Source organism: Streptomyces sp. NBC_01275, from assembly GCF_026340655.1.
In the GTDB taxonomy this organism is placed as follows: domain Bacteria; phylum Actinomycetota; class Actinomycetes; order Streptomycetales; family Streptomycetaceae; genus Streptomyces.
Genome location: NZ_JAPEOZ010000001.1, coordinates 10248293 through 10267645, shown reverse-complemented (window position 1 = coordinate 10267645; position 19353 = coordinate 10248293). Strand labels below are relative to the sequence as shown.

At 71.1% G+C, this 19353-nt stretch carries 17 protein-coding genes and 2 pseudogenes; 6 read left to right on the top strand and 13 right to left on the bottom strand.

Annotated elements, in window-relative coordinates; genetic code table 11:
• Positions 1 to 194: 194 nt before the first annotated feature.
• Positions 195 to 1379, bottom strand: coding sequence for a type III polyketide synthase (locus OG562_RS45160; protein WP_266408685.1), 1185 nt, complete (start codon positions 1377 to 1379; stop codon positions 195 to 197).
• Positions 1380 to 1814: 435 nt separating this feature from the next.
• On the opposite strand from OG562_RS45160, the gene OG562_RS45155 reads away from it, so the two are divergent.
• Positions 1815 to 2117, top strand: coding sequence for a hypothetical protein (locus OG562_RS45155; RefSeq protein WP_266408684.1), 303 nt, complete (start codon positions 1815 to 1817; stop codon positions 2115 to 2117).
• Here the strand turns inward: OG562_RS45155 and OG562_RS45150 are convergent.
• The 5 genes and pseudogenes from OG562_RS45150 to OG562_RS45130 form a co-directional block, all read right to left on the bottom strand.
• Positions 2056 to 2889: an SMI1/KNR4 family protein gene (locus OG562_RS45150; protein ID WP_266408682.1), complete on the bottom strand. Its 834-nt coding sequence runs from the start codon at positions 2887 to 2889 to the stop codon at positions 2056 to 2058. The genes OG562_RS45155 and OG562_RS45150 overlap by 62 nt on opposite strands.
• Before the next feature lie 26 nt (positions 2890 to 2915).
• Entirely contained in the window at positions 2916 to 3245 is a 330-nt protein-coding gene (locus tag OG562_RS45145; RefSeq protein WP_266408680.1) for a deoxyxylulose-5-phosphate synthase, read from the bottom strand.
• A 357-nt stretch (positions 3246 to 3602) separates the two neighbouring features.
• Positions 3603 to 3737: pseudogene (locus OG562_RS45140) on the bottom strand (AraC family transcriptional regulator); the annotation flags it as partial.
• Positions 3738 to 3963: 226 nt separating this feature from the next.
• Positions 3964 to 4605 carry an AbfB domain-containing protein gene (locus OG562_RS45135; RefSeq protein WP_266408678.1) on the bottom strand — a complete coding sequence of 214 codons (642 nt, stop codon included), beginning with the start codon at positions 4603 to 4605 and terminating at the stop codon, positions 3964 to 3966.
• 704 nt (positions 4606 to 5309) lie between these two features.
• Entirely contained in the window at positions 5310 to 5525 is a 216-nt protein-coding gene (locus OG562_RS45130; protein WP_266408675.1) for a hypothetical protein, read from the bottom strand.
• A gap of 58 nt (positions 5526 to 5583) precedes the next feature.
• On the opposite strand from OG562_RS45130, the gene OG562_RS45125 reads away from it, so the two are divergent.
• Complete coding sequence (locus tag OG562_RS45125) at positions 5584 to 5865, top strand: hypothetical protein (protein ID WP_266408673.1); 282 nt, start codon at positions 5584 to 5586, stop codon at positions 5863 to 5865.
• Positions 5866 to 6215: 350 nt separating this feature from the next.
• Here OG562_RS45125 and OG562_RS45120 read toward each other — a convergent pair whose 3' ends face one another.
• Complete coding sequence (locus OG562_RS45120) at positions 6216 to 7106, bottom strand: hypothetical protein (RefSeq protein WP_266408670.1); 891 nt, start codon at positions 7104 to 7106, stop codon at positions 6216 to 6218.
• 1036 nt (positions 7107 to 8142) lie between these two features.
• Positions 8143 to 8316 (bottom strand): hypothetical protein, encoded by a 174-nt coding sequence (locus OG562_RS45115; RefSeq protein ID WP_266408668.1) that lies wholly within the window; start codon positions 8314 to 8316, stop codon positions 8143 to 8145.
• A gap of 201 nt (positions 8317 to 8517) precedes the next feature.
• Here OG562_RS45115 and OG562_RS45110 point away from each other — a divergent pair, with 201 nt between their 5' ends.
• A complete protein-coding gene (locus OG562_RS45110; RefSeq protein WP_266408665.1) occupies positions 8518 to 9207 on the top strand; it encodes an SDR family oxidoreductase in 690 nt (229 codons plus the stop codon).
• On the opposite strand, the gene OG562_RS45105 is transcribed toward OG562_RS45110, so the two are convergent.
• The 4 genes from OG562_RS45105 to lanKC form a co-directional block, all read right to left on the bottom strand.
• Positions 9143 to 11002: an ABC transporter ATP-binding protein gene (locus OG562_RS45105; protein WP_266408663.1), complete on the bottom strand. Its 1860-nt coding sequence runs from the start codon at positions 11000 to 11002 to the stop codon at positions 9143 to 9145. The genes OG562_RS45110 and OG562_RS45105 overlap by 65 nt on opposite strands.
• A gap of 112 nt (positions 11003 to 11114) precedes the next feature.
• Entirely contained in the window at positions 11115 to 12782 is a 1668-nt protein-coding gene (locus OG562_RS45100; protein ID WP_266408661.1) for an ABC transporter ATP-binding protein, read from the bottom strand.
• Between the two features lie 237 nt (positions 12783 to 13019).
• Positions 13020 to 13145, bottom strand: a complete 126-nt coding sequence (locus OG562_RS45095; RefSeq protein ID WP_020127262.1) for a SapB/AmfS family lanthipeptide — start codon at positions 13143 to 13145, stop codon at positions 13020 to 13022.
• A gap of 100 nt (positions 13146 to 13245) precedes the next feature.
• On the bottom strand, positions 13246 to 15843 hold the full coding sequence (gene lanKC, locus OG562_RS45090; RefSeq protein ID WP_266408658.1) for a class III lanthionine synthetase LanKC: 2598 nt from the start codon (positions 15841 to 15843) through the stop codon (positions 13246 to 13248).
• Positions 15844 to 16323: 480 nt separating this feature from the next.
• Between lanKC and OG562_RS45085 the strand changes: the two genes are divergently transcribed.
• The 3 genes from OG562_RS45085 (at position 16324) to OG562_RS45075 (ending at position 18645) form a co-directional block, all read left to right on the top strand.
• Positions 16324 to 16971, top strand: a complete 648-nt coding sequence (locus OG562_RS45085; protein ID WP_266408656.1) for a hypothetical protein — start codon at positions 16324 to 16326, stop codon at positions 16969 to 16971.
• Positions 16972 to 17015: 44 nt separating this feature from the next.
• A complete protein-coding gene (locus OG562_RS45080) occupies positions 17016 to 17954 on the top strand; it encodes a nucleotidyl transferase AbiEii/AbiGii toxin family protein (protein WP_266409858.1) in 939 nt (312 codons plus the stop codon).
• Between the two features lie 118 nt (positions 17955 to 18072).
• Positions 18073 to 18645 carry a 3'-5' exonuclease gene (locus OG562_RS45075; RefSeq protein WP_266408655.1) on the top strand — a complete coding sequence of 191 codons (573 nt, stop codon included), beginning with the start codon at positions 18073 to 18075 and terminating at the stop codon, positions 18643 to 18645.
• 139 nt (positions 18646 to 18784) lie between these two features.
• Here OG562_RS45075 and OG562_RS46325 read toward each other — a convergent pair.
• Positions 18785 to 19093: pseudogene (locus OG562_RS46325) on the bottom strand (Tn3 family transposase); the annotation flags it as partial.
• Positions 19094 to 19353 lie beyond the last annotated feature (260 nt).

Here is a 19353-nt window from a genome sequence, read left to right as displayed (position 1 = left end):
GGGCGCGGCACGGCCGGCGTACGCGAGTGCGGCGAGGGCAGGGGCGGCGTGCGCGACGCGGCGGGGGCGGCGTGCGCGTCAGCCGGCGCCGCCGGCGGTACGGACGGCGCCCTCAGCGGTAGCAGTGGCGTGACCGGTGGCGTGACCGGTGATGCGGGCGGCCCGTTTGCTCGTACGGGTGGCGCGGGCTCGCACTACACCCACTCCCCTTCCAGGGCGGTGGCGGTGAGGCCCGGTGCCGCCGCGTACAGGACGGCGCGACTGCCCGCCTTCTGCCCGGCGTCGTGCGCCCGCCTCAGGATGTCGAACACGGCGGCGCCTCCGCGGTTGCCGCTGGTGTAGCTGTCCCGGCTGTAGTCCAGCAGCCCCGACGGCCATGCGTCGGGCATCGTCTGTTCCATGTACTCCAGCACCCGGGTCCCGCCGGGGTGCGCGAGCAGCACGTCGGGGTGCCAGGAGTCAGGGTCGTCCTGGTAGCGGACGCGCAGCCACTCCCACATCGCGGTGACCGTCTCCTGTACGGCGCGCGGCCCACGCCGGTCCATCACGAAGTGGGTGCCGTCCGACCGCGTTTCCAGGCGGTGCAGGTCTTGGGTGCCTGGCAGGGTGTGGTGCCAGGCGGCGTCCAGCCGCAGCACCGACTCGCGCCGCGGGCGGCCCGTGACCACCGCGGCGACCGCGGTGTCCGCGAACAGCAACCGGACGATCAGGGACTCGAGGGTGTCGTCCGCGGGCTGGTAGGTCGTGCTCAGCGCCTCCGCGATCACGACCAGGACCACCCGGTCGGGGTCCGCCGCCACGAGATCCGCCGCCAGGGCCAGGGAGCGGGTCCCCGCGACACAGGCCCACTGCGTGGCCGGCAGCAGTATCACGTCGTTGCGGAGCGGAAGCCTGTTGGCCAGGGCGATGTCCAGACCCGGCAGCGCCGGGGTGGTGGAGTGACTGGTGATCAGGCAGTCGACGTCCGCGGCGTCCAGCCCGGCGATCTGCAGGGCCCCGCGCGCCGCATTCTCCCCGTAGGACTGCACGGCCTCCCAGGCCGGCGCGGTGCGCTCCTGGACGGTCTGCGGCGCGGGTATCGCCTCGAGGGCGGCGATCACGCGGTCCACGTCCCGCTCGGTGAACCCACCGCGTTCCAGCGCCTTTTCCGCGGGCCCGATGCCGACAGCCCGCAGGCCGCTGCCGTTGCCGGGCGCGACGGCGGTCTCCAGCGGCAGCATCCACCCACGGTTCTCGATGCCCGTACTGGCCGCGATGCCGTCGATCCGCGGCGCCCACGCCGCGTGCGGGTGCCGGTCGCGCACCTCCGCCACGATCTGGCTGGTCTCCACGGCGTGCTCACCGTGTATCACGGCAGGAGGACAGAGGTAAGCGGCCATGACGGGCACCTTTCCACGGGAACGAGGAGGAACGTCACGAGGGCTGTGCCATGGGGCCACTTCGGAACGTCGCGCCCATGCTGACGGGCTCCCCTTCGGGAGCCGCTTGCGCCCTGTGCCTGTCGAGCATGGACGCCAAATGGACATTTACGCTGTGACACAGACAACTTGGGCGGCCCTCGAGTGGCGTGATACGGCACACACCACTCAGAACAGGGGCCCTCAGGCCGGTTCCACAGATCTGGCCTGACTCGCCGTCAGCCATGGCTCACCTGGTCCGGGCGCACTCCGCCGACAGGCTGATGTCGGCGCCCGCCGTGACGGCATCTCACGACGGATCTCCGAAGTCGCCGTCCACGACGGTGTGGTCACGCTCACCGAGCAGCTGAAGCGGGGCAGTGACACCGCCGTCTCGCGCACCACGGCCAGTCCCAGATGCGTGGGCGCACCGCGCTGGTGGACCACGTCGACGCCTACACCGCCGCTCTCGTGGCCAGCCTGTTCGACCGCAGGGACATCAGCTTCTTCCAGATCCGCGCCCTGGGCGGCGCCGTCAAGGAGATGCCGGCCGACGCCACCGCCTATGCCCACCGTGCCCAGAACTTCTCCCTGTTCGCCCAGGTCCGCCCGGGCCACGAGGAACAGATGGCCCAGTGGAGATCACCGCTGATGCGGGCTACTGCTCGTCGTCGGTGGCCGCGTCCCAGGTCGGCAGGGGGGTCCCGGTTGCGGTCGTGAACTCAAGAACCTGGCATCCCATGAGCTGAACGGCAGCGAGCAGGCGCTTGCGAACCTGTTCCGTGTCCTCGGGCGGGTAGCCGATCCGGAGCTGGTGGGGGCGAGACACGTCGTAGGTGAGCAGCCAGTCGGTGTCCATGGTCGCGAAGTGGTCCTGCCCCGTCTCGTCGTACTCCGACCGCCACGCGCCCCGATCCGTGGTGGGAGCCAGCGCCTCGCGGAGGACGCGCAGGCGTTCGGGGTGGGAGAGGGGGCCTTCGGAGAGGCGGAGGCACCGGTGGACACGGGGACGGAAGGCGTTGAACCACGGCGCCAGGTCCGGCTCCATGTCTGCGATCAAGCGGGAGCTGATGTCTCCGACGGCCCAGCGTCCGATGAATCCGGCCGCATCCATGGGATGAGTCTCGTACCAGCCCTCGCTGCTCCACACCACGACCTGCCAGGCTTCTGGGGGTCCGTCGGTGAGCCAGCACAGCCGGTCGGCGTCCATCGTGGCGCCCCAGAGCAGCAGTCCGCCCGGTGCCGGGTGCAGTGGATACGGATAGCGTGCCCGGTCCCGTTCAGGCGATCCCGTCAGGTGTCCGCGCTGCCACTCGATGCCGTTGTGCTCGCTCGTACCGAACGGAGTCCGAAGGCAGAGGAAGTCGCAGAACTCTCCCCAACCGTATGTATCGACCAGCCATTTGTAGTCGTCGGGCAGCCGAGCGCCGAGTGCGGTCTCGGCAGCGGCCCAGTCCCCGCGGGCGTCGACGGGTACGGTCGGCGGGGTCACGAGTCGCGCCAGGCTGTCGTGCCCGATCACGGCAGGTCACGCAGGACGAGTGCTTCGGCGAAGGGCCTGCCGGTTCGCCGCGCGTACGCCATCCGCTCGCGTACCTCGCGCAGGGTGCGGGGACGGTAGCCGGGCCCGCTGCAGCAGCTCTTGTGGAAACGCACGCCCGCATTCAGCAGCACCGAGAGCGTCCGCCACGCCTCGGTGTCCCGCCGCCGCGGCGCTGCGAAGGCCGACCCCACATGGATCAACGGTTGCGCACACTGCGGGCAGACCCGCCGTCGATCCCCGCTGTGCGGCTGCTTGTACGAGGCCCGGCAAGGCAGGCAGACGTATGAAGTCTTCGCATGAGCCATGTGCACAGAGTAGGCGCCGCCAGGCGATCAGATCGACGGGATTGACGAGCCGCGGCGAGCGTGTTCCCAGTTCGCCTGAGATGGTCAGCGTCGGAGTCTGTCGGCGAGGGAGGCCGCGGCCCGTTCACGGAAGAGGCGCTGCCCGCCTGGCAGGTGCCCGGCGGCGACACCCTGACTCCCCGCGGAGGCGGAGGAGTTGTGGCGTACGACGGTCGGCAGTGGGGGCTCATACCCCGGTGACGCCCTGATCCAGGCACGGTGCGCGGCGACGCTGCTGTACTCGCCCGGTCCGAACAGGACACCGACCTGCTTGCCCTGGTGGAAGGCGGGGCCGCCGGAGTCGTCGGGCTCGCCGGGCGGCGCCGCCCACGAGCCGGAGCTGGTCGTCACGGCCAGCACTCCCCGGCCCCCGTAGACGATCTGGTGGTCGTGGCGGTGAGCGTCGATGGCATCTCCGGAGGCCAGCCACTGGGTACGGATCGCAGCATGCACGGTCGGCGACCGGACAGTCCGCCACGGATCGCGCCCGGACTTCCTGGGCGCTCCACGAAGCGGGCCGGGGGACAACTCCGGCGCAGTCGCCGGGTTTCGCCACCCGGAGCGCGACGGAGGCCGAGGCGAGCGCGAGCATCGACAGGGCCCTGCGATCGAACCCCACTGCCGTCTCACGTTCGCGAAGCCTGCGCGTCGCTGCTCCGGGCCGGAATGCGTCATGGCCTCAGTCGATGGGCACGGGAAGGCCGAACGTCGCGTCCGCGGCGAGGTTGGGACTCGTCCTCGGCGAGATGTAGAGGTGGAAGTCGCTGTGCCGGAGGTAGTAGCCGGGGAAGTTGAAGGACCGGAACGACCACTCGGACCGGTCTGCCAGGCCCTTCTTCAGGTGGAAGGTGGCGTCCTTGCGGAAGAGGCTGCTGCCGTTGCGGGGAAGCTTCTGCAGCTTGATGCGGAAGTTCTGGTGCCGCAGGTAGTAGTGGGGATAGTTGACCGACTGGAGGGACACCAGGTCGCTCCCGTTCCCCGTCAGACCGCGAACGATCTTGAACTCGAAGTCGCCGTAGGGCGGCTCGTTGGGACATGGCGAGAGTTCTCCCAGGAAGTTCGCGTGCCGGACGCACATCTCCGGGAAGTTGTGCGACTCCAGGAGCCTTACCCCGGAGGGGAGGGCGGCGGCGCTCGTCGCGCGTTTCGCCGCCGCGGCCGTCGTGTCCTGGGCCGATGCTGCCGGAACGGTGGCGGCTCCCAGGAGCGACGCCAAAACTATGGCGAGCATGGCGGGTCGGCGGCGGCTGCGGGGCCTGCGTCGGGCTTCCGGACGACGGTTGGGCGTGACGGTGGTCCCGTTGCTCGGTCCGAGAGACATCGGCTGTCCTTTCGGGCGGCATGGTTTCGAGGCGAAACCATGCGACGAGGATGCGACGGAGGTTTCCCGGGCAGGATGGGGCCATCGTCCCGAGGAGCACGGAAATCTGCGTCCCCGTCGTGTATGAGTACGCGGCGCGAAGCGCAACACCCTGTGCTTCAGCACCAGTTGCTGCACGAGCACAGCATCGAGGTGTGGGAGCGGCCTCCCGATCGAGGTCCTCACATGACAAGCAGAATGCCCGCAGCGTGGCGGTGCGTCATCGGCGCACAGGAGCGTGACAGCCGCTCACGAATTCCCGCCAGGACCCACTTCGAGCCGTTGACTCCGCTGCGTCGATCCGCGCCCCCCCTGCCGCGGGCGGCCTCTCGCGATCCTGGTGACGCCTGGCCAACGCCACGACAGCATCTGCGCACGCCCCCTGCGGGAACGCATTCGGGTCACATGATCAACGGCTTCTGTCAGGACCTCTGTCTGTTAGGGCCTCTAAGCGTGTCCCCCGGTCGCCGCTCGTGAGGCAGCGACGAAGATCGGCGGTGCCCGCAAGGGGTGTCAACGGTCATTGAGATGCCCAGGTGGGTGGTCGTTGGATGTCCCGGCCGGTGGCCATCAGAAATCCCCCCTGCACTGACCCCACCCTCAGGAACACCACTGGCCACAGGCATGAACACCACTCGATCGCAGTGACCAGCAGCATTCACCCCTCAGGCGGCGGCGTCGATGATTCGGTGGAACGCCTCGGCGGCGTCCTCGCCGACGGGTAGCAGGACGATGTCGTCGACGACGATGAGGTCCGCCCGGCAGATCCGCGCGACGGTCCGGGCGGTGGACCCGTCGACCTTCGACTTGCCGATCGCCGCGCTCAGGGTCTGCAGGGTGAACCAGGCCACGCGCAGGGCCAGGGCCTGGGGAAACGTCACGGTCGTATATTCCTTCGCTGGTCGAGGTGGGCGCCGATAGGTTCGGCAGGTGATCAATATGGTGGTGCGAGGTGACAGCGGGGCCGTCGTGGCTCGCGCCGAACGCGGCGTGAGGTGGACGGCTGCCTTCGCGGATCTGAACCCGGTGCAGTTCCCGATGGTCTGGGCCCTGACGCCGTATGGCGACGCGGTGTTCAACCAGCGGCAGGTGCAGCTGCTGGTGTCGGAACTCGACCGGCTTCCCGCGGCCTGTGGTGGTGACTGGGTGGGGCAGGCCCGCGAGATGGGCCAGGTCGTCGAGCGGGGAACGCACCTGTATCTGTGGTTCGTCGGCGACTGACCGCGATCAGTCGGCCGTCAACTCCTTGTAGGAGTGCGGCGGTTGACCGAGAGCCTGCCAGCCTATGGTGCCGCTCTGGACTGAGTGGGCCTCATCGGCTCGCACCACCTCACCGGCGGGCTTGCTCGCCGCGCGATGCGCCTTTGGACTGCGGATCGTAAGGGACGCAGCTGACCACTTGGCAGCCGTAGTCCAGGAACGCGTCGATCATCTTCGGTCGCGGCTCGCGTTCGTACGGATTGCGCCTGCCGGCGCGAGCCTCGACATACCGCTGGACTCGACTGGCCGCACACCTGGACCTTGCCAAGGCCGCCGACAAGGGGAAGCCGAAGCGGGCCCGAACGTAGAGTTCAGGAGCCGTCCGGGACGGATCCCCCGGTCTGGGCCTGGACGGTGCCGAGCACGCCGTGGGGAGAGCCGGCCGGGTTGGCAGCGTCCCACAGGAGGTCGAACCGGCGGATGAGGGGCTCGACCTCGTTCGCGCGGGCGTTGACCGTCGTCGAGGAGTTCACGCTGAGCTGGTCGGCGTGGATCTCGTAGGACAGCGCTCCGTCGAAGACGACGAAGTCGATCATCTTGCCGCGGCGGAAGTACGGCGGGAGCTCCTCCAGGGCGACCACCCGGACGTCGATGCCCATGTCCCGCTGCTCGGTGCAGATCGGGCCGAGGGCCCCGAACTCCTCGGGGCGTTTCACGATGAACAGCCGCCTGACCCTGATCTGCCGTTCGATGATGGCCTCGCGCTGGGCCGTCAGATAGCGGCCGGCCGGCTCGGTGCTCCAGAAGCCGTCGTCGACCACGGTGGTGCTGATGGCGTCGATGCTCTCGCGGGTGCACCCGGTGAGCGTCATGAGCCAGTCGTGGTTCTCGCCGGGGCACTCGGCGCTGAGGTTGGTGAAGTCCTCCATCTGCGCGGCGAGACGGTCGATCTCCGCGTGCGCGAACGCGTGCAGGATGTCCGGCCCCATGGAGACGACCTTGGTCGCGTGCTCGGCGAGCCGGGGCACCCCGTCGCCGCGCAGCTTCTCCACCTCGTCGAAGAGCTTGGTCGCTCTGCCGATGTCGGCGAACCGTTTGTCGACGGAGACGGTCACCGCGTGCATCTGGTTCACGAAGGACGCCAGGAACTGCACGATCAGCACGATGCCGCCGCACAGCACGGACAGCACCAACTGCCACGGACCGTACTCCGCTGAAGGTCCGATGGCGTTGGCGAGCAGGTAGACGACGACGCCTGTCACGAGAGCGAACAGGATTTTTTGGGTCGGTCGCGGCCGGCTCAGCGTATCGGCCTGGTGCGCAGGGGCGGCCCCCGTGGCCTGAGTCCTGACAACCGGGGCGGAGGGGGCGGGCACGTGCGGCCGAACCCGAATCCCGACGAGTGAAGCCAGCAGGCGACGCCCCAGCGGAAGCTGACGTTGCTCCTCCAGCGTGGGCTGCCGCCTCGCGGGGCCCGAGGCAGTTCGCTGGTGACGGGAAGATCGCACCGTCATGTCGTCCCCTCTTCCTCGGCCACCGGCTCGCTCTGCCTCGGCCTCGCCTCACGGCCGCCGACGCCACTGCTCAGGTCGCCTGCGGCGGCAACCGGCCTGCCGTTCGTGTTCCGCCGTTGCCCCGGCGGCGGGACGCTGACGTCCGCGGCGGGCCTGGACGCCTGATCCTGTCCGTTCGTACCCGGTGCACCGAGAGGTTCCTGCGCTGCTTCGGCACGCGCCGCCTGCGGCGGCGGGGTAGGCGGAGACGGAGGCGGGGGGACGGAATGGACTGGCGCCGACGCAGGTTGTGACTCCGGCGGCTGGAGGGGGACGGGCGTCGAGGCCGCACCTGTTTGGGTCTGCTGTACCGGGGTGCTCCCGTCAGGTGGGACTTGTCCCGTCAACGCATTGTTCACCGACGGGATATTGCAGAGCTTTTCGAGGATCACCGGTGCCGACATCCCGATGACGAGAGCGGCATACGTCCCGGTGATCTGCCCACCTGCGCCCATGGCCCAGGCCGCACCAGCCCCCATCAGCGTGTGCAGTACCCCCGCGATCGGATCAGCAAGCGGATCGAAGTACTGCCCGAACCGCGGCGGTTCGCCCTCTTGCTGCCCCGGCGGTAACCGACGGTGCACCCGGCGATCCGCCTGCCAGTCCTGCAACCGGGCGTACACATCCATCAGCACCCGCAGCACACCCCCCGACGCCCCCAACATCAACAGCGTCGGCACATCCACAACGTCCCCCGGGGTGCGTCCAGATAACACACATCAGAAATCAGCGCAGCCCGGCAAGCCTAGAACCCACCGCAGCCCGGGAGAAGAGCTCGCGGACGGCTCGCAGGCGGCGCCCGGCTGCGGCTGAAGCCGATGCCGATGCCGATGCCGATGCCGATGCCGCGGAGATCGTCCCCCGTCAGCTTCTCGAGCGCGGCGAGGGATGCCGGGTGCTGGACGCCGAAGACGAACACGTCGGGGCTGACGTCGGTGGCCGCGGCATCCCAGCCTGCCTTGGCTCAGCTGCCACAGCAGCCAGTCGCAGCCGCCTGCGGTGTAGACGAACTCCTCGGCGCCGAGCCCGTGCCCACACGAGCGCAGGGCCTGTGCGGAGGTGTCTTCAACTCGCCTGCTCCATAAGGGATGAGATCGGTATATGGGGTATGTATCAGCCTATGGGAGTTCACCTCATCACAGGTGCTGGTTCGGGTATCGGCGCGGCGGTGGCGGCGTTGTTCGCCGCGCGGGAGGAGGAGTTGTGGCTGTTGGCCAGGGACGAGGCGCGGGCGGAGGAACTGCGGGCCCGGTTCCCGCGGAGCCGGACGCTGGCGGCCGATCTGTCCGCACCGGGGTCGATACGCGCCCGGCTGACTGCCGGTGCTCTGCCCGAGCGGCTGGACTCGCTTGTGCATGTGGCCGGGGTCGTGGAGTCGGGTCGGGTGGGCGAGTTGGGTGCAGAGGTCTGGCAGGACACGCTCGCGGTGAACCTCATCGCCCCGGCGGAGCTGACAGGACTGCTGCTGCCCGCGCTGCGCGAGGGCCGGGGACATGTCGTGTTCGTGAACTCGGGGGCGGGCGTGCACGCGCCGCCGCGGCTGAGTGCCTACGCGGCGTCCAAGTTCGGTCTGAAGGCGCTGGCGGAGTCCCTGAGGGCTGAGGAGTACGCGCACGGCGTGCGGGTCACCACCGTGTACCCCGGGGAGACGGACACACCCATGCAGGTCAGGTTGCACGAGCAGTTCGGTCTGCCCTACGAGCCGCAGGCCCATATGAGTCCGGCGTCGGTGGCGGTTGCCGTGGTCATGGCGCTGGATCTCCCGCGGGACGCGACGATGAGCGATCTGATGCTGCGCCCGGGGTGCTGAGCTCGCCCCCGGTGCGGTCGGCGTCGGTGCGGTCGGCGTCGGTGCGGTCGCGGTGGGTGCGGTCGGCGTCGGTCGCGCCGATTCGCCAGTGGCCCATCAGAGCGGCGTAGAGCGGGACTTCGGCCAGCAGCGTGTCGTGCGTGCCGGTGCTCGGACGGGTTCCGTCCAGCAGGAGGACCCGGTCCGCGCGGCGGGCCAGGGACATGCGGTGGGCGATGGTGACGACGGTGCCGGGCCGGCGTCGGAACGCCTCCTCGACTTGTCGCTCGACCGCCGCGTCGAGGTGCCGGGTGGCCTCGTCGAGGACGACCAGCCGGGCGTCGGAGAGGTAGGTGCGGGCCAGGGCGACGAGGGCGCGCTCCCCGGAGGAGAGCGCCGCCGGGTCGACCAGGCCGTCGACTCCCCCGAGCCGCTCGGCCAGCGCGTCCATCCCGAGTTCCGTCACGGCGCCGGCGAGGACGGGGTCGGGGGTGTCGGGCTTGAGGTAGCAGAGGTTCTCGCGCAGGGTGCCGGCGAACACATAGGGGTTCTGCGGTGCCAGAACACGGGCGCGTGTCAGGTCGTGCCGGGCGATGCGGTCGAGGGGGGCCCCGCCCAGGACGGCTTGTCCGCGGTCGGGCGGGAGCATGCCGGCGAGTACTTCGGCCAGGGTCGACTTCCCGATGCCGGAGGGGCCGACGACCACCAGGTGCTCGCCGTCGGCGAGCGAAAGGTCGAGCCCGTCGAGGACCGGTTCCGCGCCTGGGCCGTAGGCGAAGACGATCCCCGACAACGCCACCGACCCGTCCGAGGGCCGCAGGGCGGGGTACGGCTCCGGGCCGGGCGGCGGGCGGCGGGCGGCCTCGGCGAGCCGCTCGGCGGCCACGGCCAACCGCAGCCAGGAGGCGCCGAGCCCCTGCACCAGCAGGCGGATCGCGGGTTCCAGGGTGGCCAGGACATAGGCGAGGACGCCCACGATCTCGCCGGCGGTCGCGCCGCGGGCGTGCAGGTCCGGCGCGGCGAGCACGACGAGCAGCAGGGGGCTGTGCGCGCCCAGGGCTACGATCAGCCGCCGTAGCGCGGACACGGAGGCGAGGGCCTTGGAGGTACGCAGGTAGCCCGTGACGGCGTCGAGGACCTCGCGTTGCGCGTGCTCGTGGGCCCCGCAGGCGACGATGTCGCGCAGGGCGGTGACGGTGGCGACCGTACGGCCGGCAAGGGTCTCCTCGGCGTCGAAGGCCTCGCGCTGTCTGCGGACGGTGGCGGGGGCGAGGACGGCGAAGAGGACGAGCGCCGCCAGGAGCGGGCAGGCGACGAGGGGCACGGCGGCGGAGGAGAGGACGGCGGTGCCCGCGACCACGGCGGCGACCGTCAGGACGAACTGCCACAGCAGCATCAACTGGCCGGCGAGCGCGTCGCGGACGGCCTCCACCTGCCGGGTGAGCCGGGCGACGGCGACGGCCGCGCCGTCGTCCCGGGCGGCGCCCGGGGCGACGGCGCGGTGGAGGGCGCCCGTGACGACGTCGCGCAGCAGCCGGTCCCTCAGCGGTTCGACGATCTCGGCCAGCCATGGGTAGCTCTGCCGGCCCGCCCAGGCGCCCGCGAGGGTGCTCAGGGCGAACACGCCCAGTCCGAGGGCGGCCGTGCGGGGCCGGCCCATCAAGAAGCCCCCGTCGACGGCCAGGGCGAGGGCCTTGCCGCAGACGAGGGCCGGCGCGGCGGAGAGCAGGGTCCACCAGGTCAGCCGGAGCGCGGCGGTTCGGTCGGCCGTGAGGGCGTCGCGGATCAGGCGCAGGGCGGTTCCGTGGGCCGCCATGAGAGAGGAGGCGGCCCGGCGCGGGCGGGGTGGGCCGGCGGTGCGGTCCGCCCTTGGCGTGCGCGCTTTCGTCGTCGGTCCTGAGGGGCGCCCTGCGCATCGGTCCTTCATGTCAGTCCTCCGCTGCCTCGGCGCCGTGGAACAAGCTGCGGTAGGCGGGCACGGCCCACAGTTCGCGGTGGGGGGCGAGGGCGGTGACGCGTCCCTCGTGCAGCCAGGCCACGAGGTCGGCGTGGGCGGCCGTGGCCGTCCGGCGCGTGACGACCAGGCGGGTGCGGTCGCCGAGGGAGTCGTCCAGGGCGCGCAGGACCGCGGCCTCCGTGGCGGAGTCCAGGCTGGACGTGGCATCGTCCAGGACGAGCAGCCGGCTGTCGCGGGCCAGGGCCCGCGCGAGTCCCAGGCGTTGCCGCTGGCCGCCGGAGAGCGGCGCGTCGGCGAGGGGGGTGTCATAGCCGGCCGGCAGGCGGCGTACGAAGGCGTCGGCCTGCGCCGCCCGGGCGGCTGCGTGAACCCGGGCCTCGGGAAGCGGGTCGGCGGCGGCGCGCAGGGCGTCGAGGATCGTGGGGCCGGTCAGCTCCGGGTCGCAGAATGCGTAGGAGACGGCGGCGCGCAGGTCGGTGGGGCGGATCTCGTCCAGGGGCAGTCCGTCGAGCAGCACGATGCCGCGGTCCGGGGCCCGGAGACCGCCCGCCACCGCTGCCAGCAGGGACGTGCCCGCCCCGGAGCGTCCGACGAGTGCGACGCAGCGCCGTGCGGGCAGGACGAGGTCCAGTTCGTCGAGGACGGCGCCGCCCGGGGTGCGTACGGTGATGCCGCGCAGCTCGACGTGTCCGGGTCCCGGTGGCAGGCCGCGCAGGCCCGGCGGCTGCCGGGGCACGGCGAGCACGTCCAGGACGCGCTTGTGTCCGGCCCGGGCGCGGGCCAGGTCCAGCAGGCTCTGGGCGGTCCCGAAGCCGCCGAGGCCCAGTGTGGCGTAGCCGAGCGCGGCCACGAGGTCGCCGGGTCCGAGCGCGCCGGTGGACAGTTCGTAGCCTGCGACGGCGATCACGGCGATCTGGGTCGCGGGGGCGAGCAGCCCTGTGGACCAGGCGACGCGGCGCTGGCTGTCCCACAGGGCGCGTCCGTGCCGGCCGAGTTCGGGCAGCGGCCGCAGGACCCGCGCGATCTCGCGCTCGACGGTTCCGGCGGCGGCGATGGTGCGGTGGCCGGCCAGCGCGTCCAGCAGCCGGGTGGCGACGGCGGCCTGTGCGCTCTGGTAGCCCTCGCCCCGGCGTACGGTGCGCCGCAGGTGGCGGCGCAGCAGCAGCCAGCCCGCGGGCGCCGTGGCCAGGAAGGCGGCGGCGAGTTCCGGGGCGAGCAGCCCCAGGGCGAGTACGGAGCCGGCGGCCATGGCGAGTTGGGCGATGGCGTAGACGGCGGCCTGGACGCTCAGTCCGGCTTCGCCGGCACTCGCGGTGAGGCGGGCCACGAGGTCGCCGGTCGCGGTCCGCCGGGCGGGATGGGGGCCGACGGCCATGATGTGCCGCACCAGTGCGGCGCGCAGTCGTGCGGTCGCCTCGGCGGTGGCGCGCGGACCCGCGTACTGCGCGAGGGTCTCGGCGCCCGTGAGCAGGCCGAGGACGGCGGCGACCGGTAGGAGGCCCTGTCCGGCGCTTCCGGACAGGGCGCGATCGACGGCCGCGGCGAGGACGGCGGGCAGGACCAGCGCGGCGGCCGAACTCGCCGCCACCGCCAGGGCGAGGAGGAGAGGCCACCCCCACGGCCGGGCGGTGTCCGGCATGGGGTTGCGCCGCGTCCGGGCCCTGCGCGCGACAGGGGCACAGGCCGTAGGATCGGGAACTCCGCTCCGCTGCGGCCGGTGTCGGTGGTCCTGTCCCATGCGAGGCTCCTACGGGCGATGGACGGGCGGTCGGCGGGGCGGCACGCAAACGCCGGCCCGGGCTGTCCCTCAGCCCGGGCCGGCTCTGTTCAGCAGGTCATCCCGGCGTGGGGAGGGGGGACGACCCGGGCGGTGCGGTCAGAGGCACAGCAGCGTGCTGACCGTGCTGTTGGTGCAGTTGACCGCGGAGAGGGAGCTGAGCACCGACAGGTACTCGGTGGTCTCCTCGGGGGTCTCCAGTGCCTGCAGGCTGAGGATGGACATGGTGGTTCTCCTGTCACTGTGATGGGTGCTTTCCGGCGATCGCCGGAAACTCTGGGCCGCGACGACGGACGTCGCGGGGTGCCGCGGCGGGGCGCGGCGGTCAGGGCGTCTGCGGGACCGCGAGGGGCGCGGGAGCCGCGACCCGTCGGCCGGTCCAGAAGGGGAGCGCCGGGGTGTCGGCGAGGGCCGATCCCAGGGCGAGCAGGATGCCCGCGGATCCGGTGGCGAGGTCCATCGAAAGGCGCAGCAACTGCTCGCCGGGGAAGGCCGCGTGCCCTTGGTGGGGGACGAGGTGCCAGACGAGGCGCCGGATGTGCCGTCGGATCACCGGATCGTGGTCGCGGGCACCGTCCCGGAGCAGGTGGAGCAGCAGGATCAGTCCCGCGCGTCCGTTGAACAGGCCGGGCTGCACGATGAACTCGGGCTCGGCCGCCCCCCGCATCTGCTCGAGGCTGCGTTGGCGTTCGGGGTCTGGTCGGTGGCGCAGGGCCGCGTGGAGCACGGCAGCGATGCCGGCGCTGCCCGACTCCAGGTACGGCAGCACCCGGCTGCCCTCGTCGACCTGGAGGGTTCCGTCGTCGCCCAGGACGCAGCGGGCGAGGTCCAGGCGCAGGGCCTGTTCGGCCTGGTCGAGCAGGCTCCTGTCGCCGGTGCTGTCGTGCAGGCTCAGGAAGAACAGGGCGGACCCGGAGGGGCCGTGCAGGAGCCCTGGGCGCCTGCCGGGCGCGGGGCCGCCGGAATCGGACGGCATGCGGGCGGCGAGACGTTCGGCGACGCCGATGGCAGCGGCCTGCAGCGAGGCGTCGGAGGTGGTGCCGGCGAAGTGCAGCAGGGTCAGTCCGATGCCGGGGAGCCCTCCCGCGAGATCGCTGCCCTGTCCGTCGAGCGGGTCCTTGAGGAGCCGGTCGAGGAGGTTGTGCGCCTGCCGGACGTAGCCGAGACGGTCCAGGGCGAAGGCCACTCCGTGGGCGCCGGTGTAGAGGCCGGGCCGGCAGGGCCGGCGTGCGACAGCTTCCAGCAGCCATTCGACGTGGTCGGGGTCGACGGGGGCTCCCACCGTGTGCAGGGCCCACAGCACGCCCGCCGCGCCGTAGGCGAGGCCGAGTCCGTCGTGGGTGAACTGGCTGGGATCCCCGGGGAAGAGGCGGTCGGTGCGCTGTGGGGTCGCGCTGGCCGTGATCGCCGCGGCCAGGGAGTCTCGCAGCGCGGGCCAGTCCGCGCGGTCGCCGCTGAACAACGCTGACAGTTCGTCGGCGTCGGCGGTTTCGGGGGACGTCGGGGATGCTGAGCGTGCCGGGGGGGCTGGAGGCGGTGTGGGCGGCCGGCCGGGGTCCGGCCGGGCGGGGAGTGCGAAGCGTCTGGAGGCGGCCCGGGTCAACTGGTCGCGTTTGCCAGGGTCCAGCGAGGTGAGCTGGATGAGCGGCATGAAGATCCACAGCCGGAGCGCGTCGAGGGCGTAGTCGTCGATCGCGTAGCCCTCGAGGTCGGCGGGGGCTGCGAAGCCGGCGGCGCCGAGCCCGGGTCTGACGTAGTCGTCGGCCGGAGAGGCGAGTTCGAAGTCCACGAAGCACACCCGTCCGTCGGGGCGGACGATCAGGTTGCGCGGGTGGAGGTCCCCGAAGACGACGCCGCGGGCATGGATGGCGCGCAGCCCTTCCTCGATGTTCGCCAGGACGTGCAGCGCCTCTTCCCGGTAGCGCCCGATCACTTCAGGGTCGGGGTCGGGATGGATCAGGGGGTAGCGCCGCCCGAACCATCTGTTCAGGGGCTCACCGGGTACGTACTCCTGCACCAGGAAGTGGTGTTCCCAGGCAGTGTGGTAGCCGAGAGCGGCGGGGACGAAGGGCACGCCCTCCAGGCGACACAGGATGTCGTGCTCTCTGCCGAGTCGTGAGACGGCGTCGTCGCCGCGCTGGTCGAGGCCGGCGTCCGGGCGAGCCTCCTTGAGGACCACCTCGTCGCCGCCGGAGACGGGCCGTGCGAGGTAGATTCCCCCGCCGTTGGAGAAGTGCAGGGCCCGTTCCACGGTGTAGGGGAAGTCGGCCGTGCTCGTCGCCGCCCGGTCGGCCAGCGCCTGTGCCAGCACGGCCGGGACGGGGGCCCAGTCGGGCACCTCGAACACGGCACGCCGTACGTCCGGACGGAGCCGGCCCGACGGTTCGCGCAGGGCCAGGACGAGCTCGCCGCTCTCCGACCGGCAGAACTGCTCGGTGAAGCCTCCGTAGCGCAGGTACAACGGCCCGTTGCGCCACCGCAGATCGCTGAGGATGTACGGACCCCGCAGGCCGGCGAGCGCCTCGTCGAGGTCGGTGAGGCACCGTTCCAGCTCGGGTTCGTCGACGGGGTACAGGGTCATGAACTTGCCGCTGGAGCCGCGCGAGGCGTACTTCGCGTTCTGCGTCTGTACCAGGGCCGGGCTGCGCAGGAACTTGTAGGCCACGCGGCGCTGGACGCAGTACGCGCTGACGACGGACAGAATGTGCTCCGCGTTGTCCAGACAGGCGGATACGTGGATCTTCCAGCCCTGGTCGGGCAGTTCGACGTCGGCGGGCGTGCGGCCCGCCCACACCTCTCTCGTGGATCCGAGCCAGCCGGCAGGTAAGGGCTCGCCGACCGCCGTGAACTCCTGCAAGGCAGCCCAGCGAACCGGCGAGTCATAGAACACCTTGTCGGCGTACGAATACGCCTCGTAGCGCATGTCCATAACGCTCCCCCAATTCAGCGACGGGCCCTTCCCGGACGAATGCAGTACGCACGGCGTGCCCGTTCCACTTCCTTTCGGAGTGGTACGCTGGCCGATTTTTGCCTGCGATGTGAAGGTAAGGTACGGCCGCCTCCGGTTGGCAGAGCGCAGTCGACGCGCGCGTCGGGGCGCGCGAAGCCCGGGAGCGTCGTCGCTGTGCCCCTCAATTGCACCGCGTATATGCGTTCGGTCTCTGACATCGGCACAACCTCGTCGAGGACGCCCACACGTCGCGTCGCCGGCGCCCGCCGACGCCCTGGCTCCGGCAAGAACCGCCCGGCGGTCACGACGACCGGGCCAGAGCCCCACTCGGGCGCGATCAGCGCCCGGCGAGCGCAGGTCGGTACGGGCAGGGCGCCGTCGTCTCGCCGTCGCTGTCAGTGGCGGTCAATACAGTTGGCGGCCGGAGACCAGACGGGCAAGTGTGGGGTGGCAGTGAAGGAGTTCGCTGGGGAGTTCGAGACCCACCTCACGGTGGTGTCCACCCCCATCGCAGGTGACGAGGACCGCATACGCCGATGGGCGCGGCGCCACCGCGTGAAGTACACGTGGATAGTGCTCGACCGCGGCGCCGCCCCCGATCAGCCGATGGTGACGGTGCGCGGCCACGGTGTCCTGCAAGCACAGCAAGAGGCCGCGTCGGCATGGATCGAGCGGCTGTCCACCGAGGGGTTCGGCGTCGCCCGGGTGAAGATCGAGGCGGCGCCGTGGAACGAGGACGTGCCGCGGACGGCTGCCGAGGCCCAGGAACTCCCTCTCGGCTGCTACTTCGAGCACCACGTCAAGCTCGCCCTCACCGACGAGACCGAGGTGGCGGCGGTGCGCGCACTCGCCGAGCGGCACACCGCACACGTGTCGCGCAATGCGCGCCGCGATCTGGGCGGGCGCGGTCACGAACGCTTCGTCACCCAGCGCTGCCGTGGCGTGGGTCGCGCCGAGGCCCGCCGCCGTCTCGACGCCCTCCTCGACGCCCTCGCGACGGCTGGGTTCAAGGCCGCCGAGGTCGAGGAGGAGTTCGTCGTGCACGACGACCGCCCAGCCCTCGACAGCGGATGGATCGACGAGAGGACGGACGTCCGGTGACCAGGTCCGTGAACGGCGAACAGTGGCACACCGCGCACCGGGCGGTGCTCGATCACCTGCTCCGCCTCATCGTCGGATCCCCGTTGGGCGACTCCCTGGTGCTACGGGGGAGCATGGTGATGCCGGCATGGGTGGGGGCCGCCGCGCGGGAGCCGGCAGACCTCGACTGGATCGTCTCCCGGCCCCTGCTGGTCCCGCTCGATCCCGAGTACCCGTATCCGTATGTGGAGGAAGTGGCGGTCGTACAGCAGTGGCCGGAGGCGGCCGACGGCGCCGACCGCTACGAGATATGGAAGTTCGAGGAGTTCGAGACCAGGGGCCTCAGCCCTGTGACACCGCCCGAAGGGATGCACTGGATCGTCGAAGCGGAGCCGGAGGTCCGTCCGCCGCATGAATCCCTGCTCGACCTGGTGCGTGAGCGGCCGGTGGCCGCACCAGGGGTGGTGCTCGACGCGGACGCCGGCCGCGACGACGGCACCTGGACGTACTCGGAGTACGACACTCCGGGCATACGCCTGACTCTCCCCTGGAAGGCGGAAGACCTCCCGCCCGGCGAGGTACGGCTGGACTTCGCCCGCGACGAACGCCTCCCGGAGCCCCCTGTGTGGACGGCGATACCTCGTGGTGACGGCACCGGACCGATCGCCGTGCGCACCGCAGGCCGGGAACTGTCGCTCGCCTGGAAACTGCTGTGGCTGCACGCCGACTGCGCCACGGAGGGCCGGGCACAGGCCAAGGACCTCTACGACGCCGTACTCCTCGCGGAGGCCGAAGCCACGAAACTGTCCCCGCAACTGCTGCGCAGAGTGTTCCGCCACGAGCCACGAGCCACGGCGGCCGCAGACGCCCTGCGCCTGGACACGGTGGCACTGTGGCCTGTGGACTGGGAAGACTTCCGCGCGAACCACCCACAGGTACGGGGCACGGCCCAGGAGTGGCTGGAGCGTCTGAGCCGGGCACTGGAAACGGTGTTGGGACCGTAGGCGCTATGGCGTGCGGACGGTCATGCAGTCTCCCGTCGGTACCTGGAACCGGGCTGACGCCGGGCGGGCGGGGAAACCCGGATGACCTGGAGCGAGGTCGTTTCTATCCTCATGCCTCATGGACGTGGACGAACACCTGCTCAACGTGGTCGATGTCGAAGCAACGTGCTGGGAGGGACAGCCGCCGCCCGGCCAGGTCAGCGAGATCATCGAGATCGGGCTCACCGTGGTCGACCTGCGCGCCGGCGAGCGCCTCGCCAAGCACCGGCTGCTGGTACGCCCGGCGCGATCGAAAGTCAGCCCGTTCTGTACGGAGCTGACCGGGCTGACGCAGGCCGAGGTGGACCACGGCCTGCCCTTCGCCGAAGCATGCCGTGGACTGGCGGCCCAGCACCGTGCGGGCCTCCTGTCCTGGGCCAGTTGGGGCGACTACGACCGTCATCAGTTCACTCGCCAATGCCAACACACGGGTACCCCGTACCCCTTCAGCCATCGTCACACCAACGCCAAGGTCGCCTTCACCGCCTCCTACGGCCTGCGCCGACGCCCGGGAATGGCCCAGGCACTGACGGTGGCCGGCCTCCCACTGGAGGGCCGCCACCACCGGGGCGACGACGACGCGTGGAACATCGCCGCCCTGGTACTGGATCTCGCCGGGCGGGGAGACTGGCCCGCCGGAAGAACTTCGTGAGGGTGGCCAGGGGCCGAGTTGGGGTGCCGTTAACGAGGGGCGAACCAGGTGATAAGTAACCCGCCAGTAGCTTTCGTATCGGAGATCGGCCCCCTCGGCGGAGGCGGCGCAGTTCAGAAGCTGGCTGTGAAATGGCCATCGAGCCCTTTTCGATGTGCCAGTACACGAGCACTCCGCGGCCTCCGTAGCGGGAGTGCCACTCGGTGAAGATGTTGCTGTCCCAGGCTTTGAAGTGCGTGGAATCGCTGGCCACGGTGGTGGTGCCCTGCCCCAGACCGTTTCCTGGCGGGCGGCGAAGGCGGCGTTGGCGATTTCCACCCCGGCAGCCTTGAGGCCGACGGCGGTCAGGTAGCGCCGCGCGGTGTTGCGGTGCGCGGTGGAGTTCAGCAGCCCCACCAGCGTGTCGTGATTCCCGCTCCCGTTGGAACAGCAGCGCGGCCAGCAGCACCTGCCGGACAGGGGCGTCGAAACGCCGCAGGTGACTCGGGGAGGCGGCCGACGCCCTGGCTCGCCAGGCGTTGATGACCCGCACGCCGATCCTGGCGAACACCTTCTCCGGGACGCCGACGGCACGGGCCTGCCCCTTGGGCTGGACGGCGAAGCCCAGCCTTGTCGCCCCGTGGACGGTAGAAGTGCACGCGAACCTCAACGTGCTGGGCCGCTACTGCCTCCACGCCTCCGCCCCGGCCGGCGGCGCCCTGCGCTCCC

Excerpts from the sequence above, each read along its gene's own strand:
- OG562_RS45160 (WP_266408685.1), bottom strand. The coding sequence starts at position 1,379 with ATGGCCGCTTACCTCTGTCCTCCTGCCGTGATACACGGTGAGCACGCC.
- OG562_RS45155 (WP_266408684.1), top strand. The coding sequence starts at position 1,815 with ATGCGTGGGCGCACCGCGCTGGTGGACCACGTCGACGCCTACACCGCC.
- OG562_RS45145 (WP_266408680.1), bottom strand. The coding sequence starts at position 3,245 with ATGGCTCATGCGAAGACTTCATACGTCTGCCTGCCTTGCCGGGCCTCG.
- OG562_RS45135 (WP_266408678.1), bottom strand. The coding sequence starts at position 4,605 with ATGTCTCTCGGACCGAGCAACGGGACCACCGTCACGCCCAACCGTCGT.
- OG562_RS45125 (WP_266408673.1), top strand. The coding sequence starts at position 5,584 with ATGGTGGTGCGAGGTGACAGCGGGGCCGTCGTGGCTCGCGCCGAACGC.
- OG562_RS45110 (WP_266408665.1), top strand. The coding sequence starts at position 8,518 with ATGGGAGTTCACCTCATCACAGGTGCTGGTTCGGGTATCGGCGCGGCG.
- OG562_RS45105 (WP_266408663.1), bottom strand. The coding sequence starts at position 11,002 with ATGGCGGCCCACGGAACCGCCCTGCGCCTGATCCGCGACGCCCTCACG.
- OG562_RS45100 (WP_266408661.1), bottom strand. The coding sequence starts at position 12,782 with ATGCCGGACACCGCCCGGCCGTGGGGGTGGCCTCTCCTCCTCGCCCTG.
- OG562_RS45095 (WP_020127262.1), bottom strand. The coding sequence starts at position 13,145 with ATGTCCATCCTCAGCCTGCAGGCACTGGAGACCCCCGAGGAGACCACC.
- lanKC (WP_266408658.1), bottom strand. The coding sequence starts at position 15,843 with ATGCGCTACGAGGCGTATTCGTACGCCGACAAGGTGTTCTATGACTCG.
- OG562_RS45075 (WP_266408655.1), top strand. The coding sequence starts at position 18,073 with ATGGACGTGGACGAACACCTGCTCAACGTGGTCGATGTCGAAGCAACG.